This window comes from Paraburkholderia sp. LEh10, from assembly GCF_017814945.1.
Classification (GTDB): Bacteria; Pseudomonadota; Gammaproteobacteria; order Burkholderiales; family Burkholderiaceae; genus Paraburkholderia.
In genome coordinates this window covers 60988-72389 of the sequence record NZ_JAGIPX010000044.1, presented here as the reverse complement: position 1 = coordinate 72389, position 11402 = coordinate 60988, and the positions used below count along the sequence as shown (strand labels likewise).

Annotated in this window: 7 protein-coding genes and 2 pseudogenes; 3 read left to right on the top strand and 6 right to left on the bottom strand. The window is 60.3% G+C overall.

Translation table 11 applies throughout. The features are described from left to right. Positions 1-62 precede the first annotated feature (62 nt). A complete protein-coding gene (locus tag J8I87_RS46400; protein WP_409518832.1) occupies positions 63-695 on the bottom strand; it encodes a tyrosine-type recombinase/integrase in 633 nt (210 codons plus the stop codon). A 1259-nt stretch (positions 696-1954) separates the two neighbouring features. On the opposite strand from J8I87_RS46400, the gene J8I87_RS29765 reads away from it, so the two are divergent. The 3 genes and pseudogenes from J8I87_RS29765 (at position 1955) to J8I87_RS29760 (ending at position 4525) form a co-directional block, all read left to right on the top strand. Beyond that, positions 1955-3541 carry a hypothetical protein gene (locus J8I87_RS29765; RefSeq protein ID WP_209935733.1) on the top strand — a complete coding sequence of 529 codons (1587 nt, stop codon included), beginning with the start codon at positions 1955-1957 and terminating at the stop codon, positions 3539-3541. Positions 3542-3727: 186 nt separating this feature from the next. Then, a pseudogene (locus J8I87_RS45060) lies at positions 3728-3814 on the top strand (RidA family protein); the annotation flags it as partial. A gap of 495 nt (positions 3815-4309) precedes the next feature. Further along, positions 4310-4525: a hypothetical protein gene (locus J8I87_RS29760; RefSeq protein WP_209935732.1), complete on the top strand. Its 216-nt coding sequence runs from the start codon at positions 4310-4312 to the stop codon at positions 4523-4525. Between the two features lie 962 nt (positions 4526-5487). Here the strand turns inward: J8I87_RS29760 and J8I87_RS29750 are convergent. The 5 genes and pseudogenes from J8I87_RS29750 to J8I87_RS29730 all read right to left on the bottom strand — a co-directional run. Further along, positions 5488-5592 (bottom strand): annotated as a pseudogene (locus tag J8I87_RS29750) (5-dehydro-4-deoxyglucarate dehydratase); the annotation flags it as partial. A 176-nt stretch (positions 5593-5768) separates the two neighbouring features. After that, positions 5769-6461: a type 1 glutamine amidotransferase domain-containing protein gene (locus J8I87_RS29745; protein ID WP_209935730.1), complete on the bottom strand. Its 693-nt coding sequence runs from the start codon at positions 6459-6461 to the stop codon at positions 5769-5771. 112 nt (positions 6462-6573) lie between these two features. Next, positions 6574-7179, bottom strand: a complete 606-nt coding sequence (locus J8I87_RS29740) for a TetR/AcrR family transcriptional regulator (protein WP_209935729.1) — start codon at positions 7177-7179, stop codon at positions 6574-6576. 146 nt (positions 7180-7325) lie between these two features. Further along, positions 7326-9317: a hydantoinase B/oxoprolinase family protein gene (locus tag J8I87_RS29735; RefSeq protein ID WP_209935728.1), complete on the bottom strand. Its 1992-nt coding sequence runs from the start codon at positions 9315-9317 to the stop codon at positions 7326-7328. Then, the gene (locus tag J8I87_RS29730; RefSeq protein WP_209935726.1) at positions 9304-11367 is read right to left on the bottom strand and encodes a hydantoinase/oxoprolinase family protein; all 2064 of its coding nucleotides are present in this window, start codon (positions 11365-11367) and stop codon (positions 9304-9306) included. The genes J8I87_RS29735 and J8I87_RS29730 overlap by 14 nt, the downstream gene beginning before the upstream one ends. Between the last annotated feature and the right edge of the window lie 35 nt (positions 11368-11402).

The window sequence follows — 11402 nt, the reverse complement described above, 5'->3', positions numbered from 1 at the left end:
CAGTAGTTCAAACCAGGCGCCTTGCTCACGAAGCGTTTGACGTTGCTACTCTACATAAAGATCTACAGCCGGTAATAAATGCTGGTCGTCGTCAGCGAGGCATGCCCGAAGTTGTCGCGTACATGCCGCAGATCCACCTGATGGTCGGCCATGTGCGAGCCGGCCGTGTGCCGCAGCCAGTGCGCCGATGCTTTTTCGAGCAGGTCCGCGCGTGCAGCGTGTTCGCTGCCACGCTCGCGTAGCCGCCCGGCGGCGCGAGCAAACACGTCCTTGACGATTGTGTGCACGGCAGCCCGCGTCAGAGGCCGGGGCGGTACCGTATGGCTGCCGCGTGAGGTCCGTCCGCCTGTGCCTCTCGCCGCCTTCATCGCACTCTCGTCCGTCGCGCTGCCGATCGGCAGCAGCAGCGGTGTGAGTTCATTGGGTGAGGGCAGGGCCGTCATTCCCAACGACTGCCGGTAGCGCGACAGTTCGGTCATCAGCTCACGTGTCGCGGGCACCAGCCGTTCCCTGTCGCCCTTGCCGTGCACCGTCAGCCAGCAGCGGATCGTGCCGTCGATATCGCGCCGCACGAAAAACTGCCCCATGATATTGCCGCCGACCTCGGCAATGCGCAGGCCACCCAGATAGAGCAGCGTGAAGAGCCACCGTGCGCGGTGATAGCGCGCACGCTCGCGGGCCGTGTCCTGCGGCATCGCTGCAATCGTGTCCTTGACCTCCTGCCCCCGGGGCGGGCTCCAGATAGCGGGTGATGCGCGGCGCGACCTTGCGCGTGCGCTGGCGCGACATCGCGAGCGGGTTGCCGGCGAGATAGCTGGCCTGCACCAGCCACGAAAACAGCACGTTGAGGATCACCATCGCCTGGCGCACGCTCGCGGGTGACAGCGGGCCGTAAAACGGCCGCCAGCGCGCATCGCCGCGCGCATGTTTGCGGCCGCCGCCCGCGCCGGCGTTGGCGATCCAGGTGGCGGCGGGCTGCGGATCGGCGAGGAAGCGCTGGTAGCGCAGGCAGTCCTCCTGCGTGAGTGACGACAGGGGCTTGCCCAGTTGCACGAGCGACCACAGCAGCAGCCGCTCGGCCTCTTTCCGGTAGCTGTCGAAGGTGGTCTGCCTGTCGGCGAACCGCGCGAGCCACGCGCGGATCGCGTCGAGGTCGTTCGCGGCGGCGAGCTGCGCGACGCCGCCCGCGGCGCGGACGGTGCCCGCGCGGCCGTCGAGCGCGGCCGGAATCACGAGCCGTTCAAGCGGCGCGGGGTGCACCGTAGTGTGATTGATACGTTATCTGTAAAAGCATTCTCTCTCCGGAAGCGAAGGGATATGCCGTGCACCGGGCCGGGGGCGGCGGCGCTGACACTGCGCCGCAAGACCCGGTTTGGCTACAATAAGGTCACCGATCGGACGCGGCCGTTGACTACATCACATGAGTTCAAAGCGAGGTCCGGGCAGCGTGAGCAGGCCCAGACGACCCCTCTCGAAAGCAATGCTATTACCCATGGACGCGAAGTCCGCGCGGGAACAGTCGCTGTCCTATCACCTGGCGCTTGCGACATGCTGGAGTGGCCCGAAGCAGATTGAACCGTGCCGGCAACCGGAGACGTCATCAAACGATTTTCGGGCACCCGAAATGTGTCGTGAAGTGGACCCTGCGAGAGCCGGAGCAGGCCGACGGGTCTCACGGTTCGACGATTGATCGGTTCATCTGGCATCGCGGTTATGACGCCACAGGTTTCTAACGCTCCCATGCGGATTGCGCCGAATCTGATTGTCTATTACCGAATGCATATAGACCTGGGTCGCGCGCCTGGCCCACACTGTGTTCGATAGCACCGAGGAGCGTGCTCGGGAAAAGTCCCATCCAGTGGCGCGACCCGTAAAGGTCGTTATGTCCACCCGACGGGGCACGTTGTCCTGTCGGTACCCCGCTCAAACCGGTATGAATCGGAGGGGCGCAATCATGAACGAGCAACTGGTCTCAGATCAAGGGTTGATGCTGCAATGGCTGTTCGGCGGCGCGGTCGTGTGCTTTTACGCATTCCGGCGTTTCGAAAGTCCCGGGCCCACGCGCGCGACAACAACCTTCTGGCAGTACTGGCTTGCGAAGACGGGCTACGCGGGCAGCATGCTGCTTCTTTTCATTGTGTTGGGCGGTGCCGGCACCGATCTTCCGAGGCAGATCCTCGACTTTCTGCAAATCAGTGCCGCAATCAAGATGGCTGACCAGCCACCTGGTCCGCTGCTCGCCGCCCTGATTCTCACATCGCTTCTGCCAAACGCTCCATTACTACAACGGTTCGACGAGCTCATCAAGGTGTGGTTTCAGCGTGTTGGCAATATTCCTTTTGAAGTCCGAGAGTTAAGCCAGCGTTTGAAGGACAGTATATTCAGGCCGTCCAAAGATCGCTTACTGAGAATGTGCTCCGACATCAAGGAGGCCGGCATTGATCCCGAGTGGCTCGATGCACCGCAGGGTTCGCTCGCGCAAATTTGGGCGTGTACGGCGGCGTTGTACATGACAATCAAGACCGGCGCCATGCCAAAGGGCTTTCTCCGCTTTGCTGATAGCCGGAAAGATGTGCGCGCTGAAATCGACCGACGTTTTGAATCGCTGCAAAGTGTCGAGCCTGGTGTGCTCGTTCAACTCGATGACGCGAAAAGCTCAGCGCTCGCCAAACACCTGGAAAGAAAGGTGCGAAAGGACATCGATGACTTGCATGAAATGCTTTGCGACTATATCAGTGCCGGCGTCCTCGAGACGGAGTGGACGTTCGCCCAACGCCATGCGAGACTCGTCGGCATGGGGTTCAGGGATCTCGACAAACCGCGACACGTACTGGGGTCGCATGAGGTCGTGCTCATTACTGGTCTGATTTTCCTTGCGATGATGTTCGTATCGCTCGCCACCAGAAGGTTTTTCGAGCCTACGCCATTGGGTCAGAATTTTCGCACCGCGGTTCTGGTCAGCATCATTTATGGAATTGCAATTGTCGTAGCGATATACCCGAAGGCTATCTGGAGTTTCGCAGATATTGTCCGCGTCGGAACCCGGCCCGTCGCCGCCTATGTCGCTTCCGCTTTCGTGGCCGTAGTTGCGGCATTCTTCGTTTCGCTATTGTTCAGGTTCGTATTCGACCAGTCTGGGAATCTGTTTCAGACTATCTCGACTCCGGGAGCTTTTCGACGAGCATTCGAGGTTTCGGTGCAGCGTTCGCCTTGGCTGGTCACGACGTTTATCGCGACCATTGCGATCGCCTGGACGGCCGACAATCGCGCGGGCTCGGTGGAAAACGTCCCTGCATGGTTACGGGCGGTCGAGAGCATAGGGATGTGTCTGGTATTCGTGGCGGCACAATGGATAACGTTTGCATTGCTGGAAGCATCGACACCGGATTTTGCCGCTAAACTCAGTCAGCCCAAATTGCTTCTGACTGCAGCAATCATTGGGGTCGTTGTCGGCGGCCTCGTGCCGCATCTATATCGCAGAAGCAAACTTCACTTGCCCAAAGCGGTACCTGAATCCGTGCAAGGCAATCCGGCGTTGTGACACCAGATGCCTCGTGCTTTTACAATCACTTCGTTTGAGCGATCGGCAATTACATCAATTTGGCGACGCGCCAAACGGTGCGGGCTCGTGTTCGCTGACGTGGCAGGCGAGTTCGTTGCGGAAGCCATTGACGTAGACGTAGATGGTATTAAGGGGCACGAGAGCAAGCAAAAGTTAGGGAGGCTCCCGAGGGTCCGCGCAGTCGGAGTGACATGGCTCTACGGCTTCGACTTTGAAATCAAGATCGTTGCGAAGCTTCCGCTCAATGATTGACGCGTGAGGCGAGCGAGCTGGCGTCTTTCCCCGGATGATGGGCCGTGGTATTCCCGCTGCGCAATGACCGGCTGCGCATCGAAAAGAGACGTAACACCGGGCAGGTATCGTATCGAAGGTCGGCTTGGGGACGAGGCGGTGTGAATACGGGTGTCCTCGGTTTTCGGGTTGCTTCGGATGGGATTTGGCAACGGGACAGAATCTGCCAAAGCGTAATCAAGTGTTCGGGAAGAGTAACAAACACTTGATATGCGTGTGTCATCCGCCTAGAGTGAGATTAGGCGGGTTCGGATCGTGCTGCCGACGTTTAAATTGTGCATATACGCAAAAGCATCTAGCCAACCGCTTCCGATAGTCCCCTTAATTCACCGAGTAAGGTCGAATCAAAATTCCAATCGACGGTAAATATAATATTTTGTTAATTAAGGATTCCGAATGTAATGTTTTACTAGCGGAAAAGTGGCGGGTCGCTTATTGTCCTGAAAGGAGCAAGAAATGACGACATCAAAACGGTCGAAATCCGGCGACGACGGAAATGGCGGCTTTATGTCCCACGCGCCCGTCGCGCATCACAAACCCGGGATTGAATACGGAACCCTGGAAAGAGAGCGTGAAGCCAACGGGGACCATCGCTTTCGCCGTAGCGAGCAGAATCGTATTCCACAACGCTCACTCGCGGATCGGATTTCCAACCCTCGCAAGGGAGAATAGCCATGTCGAGCGGACGCTCTGAGCTAACCTTCACTAACTCTTATGGAAAGAAGCTTTACGTTGCGTACATGCGTCGCGATTTTAACTGTCAAGGCGAATGTGGTGGCATATGGGACGTCTTGGGATGGATAAATTTGGACCCGGGAGAGACGGAGACTCGTTCAAATCCGACCAGTAACAGATGGTTTTATTACTATGTCGAGGCTGAAGACGGGGCGGTTTGGGCAGGTCCATACGTCGCCGAAGTAGAGCAGTCCAGATTCGAGAAGTGTACATGTCTCGGTGTGCTCGTTCAGAACGGTGAGGCTCAGAACCCCTACCACGATGTTGGGTTTCGCGAGCTAGACAGTCAGGCATTTTCTGGAGTTAATTTCATTCCATGAACTGCCGTTCCCGACCCTACAACAGTCATTCCCCCACTTCATTCTGGCGTGTACGGTTTCTGTGCGCAAGGTCGTGGCGTGTTTGGCGCGAGCGTCGAAGATGTCGGTGTTCGCGGTTCGAGCGAGAAAGGCAACGGCGCCTTTTTCCAATCACAGACCGTAGCCCAAGTGCATCTGGACCCGTTGGATATATTCAAGTTGACAGGAAGGGGCGATCCTAACGGCGTTATCCCAGGAAGAGGTGGCGATATCCTTGTAACCGTAGACACAAGGGAGAAATCACACCGCTGCGCCCTTTGGTTTTGCGTTGGTCTGGATCCAACGAGTCAAGCACAATGGGTGCTCGTTGTCTAAGGCTTCTTTGACGGCCTGCTCGTCACCGGCAACTCCCACAGGGAGCCCGCCGATTGCAGCGGTCACGACTGCCTTTTCTACGGTGTCCGGAATCTGTGCGGCTGCTCCGTACGCACGAGCGGCTGCTCCCGAAAGAATGGCCATGCGAAGCGCGAGGCTCGGAGTATGACTGCTCGGTCTGTGTTGCCGGCGGTCTAAATCCGACACTAAACGGCGGCGCAAGACCTTGAAGCCGATCAGGTTCGGGCACTTGTCCGCGAGTTGTTCCAGCGTATTGGCGTTCAGCCTGGAGTTGGCGCGGTTGTAGATGATCACGCCGATGCAAAGCGCTAACCGACGCGAGAGAAGCACAACTGCGGGATCTTTTTGTCGGTACGTGTGGGCGCGTTTATCGCATGCCCACCTAGACCATTCGCCGAACGGATCGAACTGATTAGATTGCCAAAGTAACTATCAAATCGAAGCTGTTCGACAGGCGGCGCATCAGACCGCCAAAGACGAGCCGGTTACGCGTTCGCTGCCAGCGCAAGCTGATTCAGCAGATGAGTTGCCGCGAGTGCAGACGACGCGGGGTTCTGCCCCGTAATCAGCGGGCCGTCGCTGACTACGTACGGAGCCCAGTCCTCCGTTTTCGAATACGTGGCGCCTTTGTCCTTGAGTACGTCCTCGACCAGGAACGGCACCACATAGGTCAGACCGACGGCGGCTTCTTCGGTGTTGCTGAATCCCGTGACTTCCTTGCCGTTCAGCAACGGTTGGCCATCCGGCGACCTGGCGTGACGAAGCACGCCAGGCGCGTGGCAAACGAGCGCAACGGGTTGGCCCGCAGCGATAAACGACTCGATCAGTTCAATGGAATTCCGGTCGTCGACCAGGTCCCACAGCGGACCATGTCCGCCCGGATAGAACACGGCATCGAAATCCACAGGCGTGACGCTGTCAAGGCGCATCGTGTCGGCGAGTTGCGCCATCGCGTGCGGATCGGCTTCGAATCGGCGCGTCAGGTCAGTCTGATTGGCCGGCTCGTTGCTCTTTGGATCGAGAGGCGGCTGTCCGCCCTTGGGCGAAGCGAGCGTGATCTCCACGCCGGCATCCTTGAGCGTGTAGTACGGCGCGGCCAGTTCTTCGAGCCAGAATCCGGTCTTGCGGCCGGTGGTACCAAGCTCGTCATGCGACGTAAGAACCATCAGGACTTTCATATTGCTTCTCCGCGAATAAAGATTTGCATTCAATGTGTAGTAGACCAGTCGTCTAGTAAATTCGCCCAAAAAAAGGCACTTGATGAGAAGTGCCTTCAGCCAATCTGTTTCGTCAGGCCTTGACGCGCAACAATTGCCGCGTGGTGGCCAATGCGGTATCGAACGGCCGCGCATGGCGCACGATCTTGACCATTACACTCGCGCCCAGCCACAGCTCGTAAAGACTTTGCGCGGTGCCTAGCGGATCACCGTCGATTTCGAGCGACCCTTCCTGCACGCCAGCGTCGATTGCTGCAGCCAGCCGCGTGATGATCCCCGCTGTGCCGCGGTCGAGCGACGCGCGCATCGCTTCCGACATATCCGCGACTTCGGCGCCAAGCTTCACCGCCAGACACTTGCCCTGACAGTCGAAGAAAGACTGGGTTTCTTTCCAGATCTGCCAGTAGTTCATCAGCCGCTGCGCCATATTGAGGCCAGGCTGCGCGAGCGTTCCGTCGAGATCGGCAAGGTAGTCCTCGAAATAGCGTTCGAGCATTGCCTCACCAAATCCGTCCTTCGAGCCGAAGTAATGGTAGAACGACCCCTTTGGCACGCCGGCCGCCGTCAGGACTTCGTTCAGCCCCACGGCTGCAAAGCCTTTGGCGCCCATGATCTCCTGACCAACCGCAAGGATTTTCTCGCGGACGTCGACTGTTTCAATGGTGTTTGCGTTAGCCATAGCGCTAATGTAGCACCGAGTAGACCAGTCGTCTAGTAGATATCCAGGCAAAAAGATAGGCGTCCACGGCTGCCAGGGTATGCAGAAAGCCGTGAACGCCCGAACTACTGCGAGAGAAAACGCTTTGCGCGAAACCGCGCTGATCCTTATTCGCCGATGAGACTGCGTTTGAGCGCGGCGTCCTGATCCAACAGCTTCAGATAGGCCGCCTTCACCGATGCCTTGCCGTTGTCGGACGGCGCGTTGCCGATCAGCGCAAAAATCTTCTGCTTCACGTAGTGACGCCAGATCACGGGCAAGCCGCTCAGGATGTCGGTGAGCGCGCCGTATCGTTCGTCGTTCCAGACTTTTTCATACGACGCGCGTGCTTCGCCGAGATCGAACGGTTCGCGGATCGCGCCGACGGCGACGTTCTTGCGCAGCTTCGTGGTCAAATCCGTGTCGACCCGAAGGTTGTCGTCGAGCACGACGCCATAGACGCGTTCGGCAGCTTCACGGCTGACAAAACGGCCGCGCACATCGGTGGCGACCAGTTCGACAGGGCGGTCGTACGGCACGCCCCAGCCACCGCCGCCAGGACCGCGCACCGACAGGACGTCGCCCGGATTGCAGCCGACCACGTCCGTGTTGCCGAGGTCGCGTTCGCCCGGCGTACCGGGATTGAGCAGGAATTGCGACGTGCCGCCCGCCTTGCCGCCCAGCACGCCCCACGAAGCGAAGCGCGTGCGGTTACGGTTGCGCGCCGTGACGACGGAGCCGGGCGAGAACACCTGGAAGTCCATCACCATTGCCGTGCCGCCGCGATACTTGCCGGCACCGCCCGAATCGGTGACGAGGCCGTAGCGCAAGATCTTGATGGGCACTTCCACTTCGTTGATTTCGACGGGCGTGTTCTTGAGGAACGAACGGTTGCCCCCGCAACCTTCGACGCCGTCGTCTTCGGGTGAGCCGCCGCCGCCGCCGCTGATCGGTCCGATCGACGCCATGATCGTGCGGCCATGCCGGTCCGCGGTCTTCACGTTGAGCAGCGACGCGCTGCCCGCCGGCGATGCTGCGAGTTGCTCGGGCAACGCCTGCTGGAACGCACCGAGCACGGCCAGTTGAACGACGCCGACGATCAGGCTGCGCATGCCGACCGCGGCGGGCGCGACCGCATTCATGATCGTGCCTTCGGGAAGGATCGCACGCGCCACGCGCGCCGTCCCGTAGTTGAGCACGAGATGCGGATTAAGCGTGGACAGCACGAGAATCAGCGCGGGCGTGACGAGCGCATGCCGCTCGTTGCCGCCTGTCGGCATGTTCAACGACGACGCGAGCTGCGGATCGCTGCCCGTGAAGTCCATCGTCAGGCTGTCGCCGCGCACGGTCAGTTTCACCGCGACGCGGCACGGGTTGCCGTACGGGCCGTCTTCATCGGCGTAATCAGAGAACGAATACTCGCCGTCGGGGATCGATTCGACGATCTGCCGCGCTTGCCGCTCCGCATAGTTGAGCAGCTCGCGCTGCGCCTCACGGAACGTCTCGACGCCGAAGCGCGCGATGATCTCGTGCACGCGGCGCTCGCCGACATTCATCGCCGCGATCTGCGCTTTCAGGTCGCCCCAGTTCTGCTCCGGCACGCGCACGTTCGTCTGGATGATGCGCAGCACGTTTTCGTTGAAGCCGTTGCGCGTGCAGATCTTGAGTGGCGGCAGGCGCAAGCCTTCCTGCTGCACTTCCGTCAGTGCGCGTGACAGCGAGGCGGGCACTGCGCCGCCCACGTCCGTGTTGTGCACGTGGCCCGCGACGAAACACACCAGTTCGCCCTCGTGGAAGACGGGCTTCCACATGTGCAGATCGGGCGAATGCGTCGCGACGTAGCCGCTGTAGGGATCGTTGGTGACGCAGATGTCGCCTTCTTCGTACGCGTCGATCATCCCGAACGCGGTGCCGTAATCGAGACCCGTGAACCAGGTCGCGCCGAGGCCTTTGGGCGAAGCGAAGGTCACGCCGTCGGGCGTGACGAGTTGCGCGGTAAAGTCCTCGGTTTCCTTCACAAAAGTGGAGTGGGCAGTACGCATCAGCGTGTGCGCCATCACTTCCGTCGCGGCGGCGCAATAGTCCGCCAGAATCTGAAGCGTCGTGTTATCGATTCGCATGTCTTGACTGCCTTACGAATGTGATGTCGAGGTTGCCGAACGCATCGACGTTGACGTCGCTGCCCGACGGAATGAAGGTGGTCGTGTCGTCCTGCGCGACGACGGCGGGACCTGCGAACGTGTGACCGGCCAGCAGTCCTGCGCGCACGTAAAGCGGCACGCGCTGCTTCTTGCCTTCCGCCCAGATCTCGATCTCGCGGAACGACGGCGGCGTGCCGTCGTTTTCGCGGATGCGCTTCATCTCGGGGCGCGGCGTCTTGCCGCTCGCGACGAGCCGCAGGCTTACGAGCTGCACCGCCGCGTCCGGGTCGGAGTGGCCGTACATCGCTTCGTGCGCGGCATGGAAGGCGGCCTTGAGTTGCTCGGCCGTACCTTCGCATGCGACTTCCTGCGTGAGCGCCACTTCGATTTCAAACGACTGCCCGCGATAGCGCATGTCGGCGGAAAACTGCAGTTCGGCCTCGCCTTCGTAGCCCTGATCGTCGCGCAGCCAGGCTGCGCCCCGCTCCCGCAGGTCGGCAAAGCCGCTGCGCAACCCGGGCAGCACGCTGTCGTCGAGTTCGACGAACAGCATCTTGATGAAGTCGTTCTTGAAGTCGGCGAGCAGGCCGCCGAGCGCGCTCAGCACGCCGGGCGTGACAGGCACGACGGTGCGGCGCATGCCGAGTTCGCGTGCGAGCAGACAGCCCATCATCGGGCCGGCACCGCCGAAGGGCAGCATCGACATCGTGCGCGGGTCGATGCCGAACTTCGTCACCAGTGCGCTGACCTTGGCGAACATGCGCGCCACCGCGATGCGGATGATCGATTCGGCGGTCTCTTCGATCGATTTGTTCAGCTCGTGCGCCAGCGTGCCAATAGCCGCGCGAGCAGCCGGGACATCGACGGACACAGCATTGAAGCCGAGCTGTTCCTGTCCGACGATGCCGCACACGGCGAACGCGTCGGTGATGGTCGGCAGCTTGCCGCCGCGGCCATAGCAAGCCGGACCCGGCGTTGAGCCGGCGCTGTCGGGGCCGACCTTCAGCACACCGAGTGAATCGATCCACGCGATCGAGCCGCCGCCTTCGCCGATCGAGGTCACCGACACGGACGGAATATAGATCTGGTAATCGCCGATGTATTCGCCGATGCCATAGCGCGGCTTGCCGTCTGTAATGATCGCGACGTCCGCGCTGGTGCCGCCGATATCGAGACTCATGCAGTCGTTGAGTCCGCACGATTGCGCCACGAACGCCGCGCCGATCACGCCCGATGCCGTGCCAGACAGAATCATCTGCACCGAATCGCGCTTGCCTTGCTCGGCCGTCATCACGCCGCCATTGGACTTCGTGATGCGCGGCTCCGGCATCACGCCCGCTTCTTTCAACGCCGCCTGCAATGACGCGAGGTAATGCGCGACACGCGGCTGAACATATCCGTCGATCACGGCCGTCATAGTGCGTTCGTATTCGCGAATGATCGGCCACACTTCCGACGAACAGAACACCGGCAAGGTCGGCGCGATCTCGCGCACGATCTTCTTGACGGCCGTTTCGTGCATGCCGTTGCGGTACGAGTGCAGGAACGCGATGACGATGCCTTCCGCGCCCGCCTTGATAGCGAGATTCACTGCACGTTTGATGTCGTCTTCATCGGGGCTGACGTCGACCGAACCGTCGGCGAGCAGGCGCTCGCGAATGCCGAACACGCGCTCGCGCGGAATCAGCGGGGCTGGGCGGCGCGAGAGCAGATCGAACATGTTCGGCAGCTTCAGGCGGCCGAGTTCGAGCACATCGCAGAAGTCGGCCGTCGTGAAGAGCGCGAGGCGCAGGCCTTTCTTCTGGATCACGGTGTTGACGCCCACCGTCGTGCCGTGTGTGAAATAGCTGATGTCTTCCGGCTTGATGCCGTAGCGCGCGGTCAACTGGGCGATGCCCGTCAGTACTTCGGCACCGGGCGAGTCGGGCCTGGAAAAGACCTTCAGTGCGCGCACTTCTTTGGTCTGTTCATCGAGGACGGCGAAATCCGTAAACGATCCGCCGATATCTACGCCGATTCTGTGAGCCATTTTTCTGTCCGCAATGTGTTCATCGATAGAGACCG

What these genes read in the sequence shown, in the direction of transcription:
- J8I87_RS46400 (WP_409518832.1), bottom strand. Translation starts at nt 695, where the DNA reads ATGCCGCAGGACACGGCCCGCGAGCGTGCGCGCTATCACCGCGCACGG.
- J8I87_RS29765 (WP_209935733.1), top strand. Translation starts at nt 1,955, where the DNA reads ATGAACGAGCAACTGGTCTCAGATCAAGGGTTGATGCTGCAATGGCTG.
- J8I87_RS29760 (WP_209935732.1), top strand. Translation starts at nt 4,310, where the DNA reads ATGACGACATCAAAACGGTCGAAATCCGGCGACGACGGAAATGGCGGC.
- J8I87_RS29745 (WP_209935730.1), bottom strand. Translation starts at nt 6,461, where the DNA reads ATGAAAGTCCTGATGGTTCTTACGTCGCATGACGAGCTTGGTACCACC.
- J8I87_RS29740 (WP_209935729.1), bottom strand. Translation starts at nt 7,179, where the DNA reads ATGGCTAACGCAAACACCATTGAAACAGTCGACGTCCGCGAGAAAATC.
- J8I87_RS29735 (WP_209935728.1), bottom strand. Translation starts at nt 9,317, where the DNA reads ATGCGAATCGATAACACGACGCTTCAGATTCTGGCGGACTATTGCGCC.
- J8I87_RS29730 (WP_209935726.1), bottom strand. Translation starts at nt 11,367, where the DNA reads ATGGCTCACAGAATCGGCGTAGATATCGGCGGATCGTTTACGGATTTC.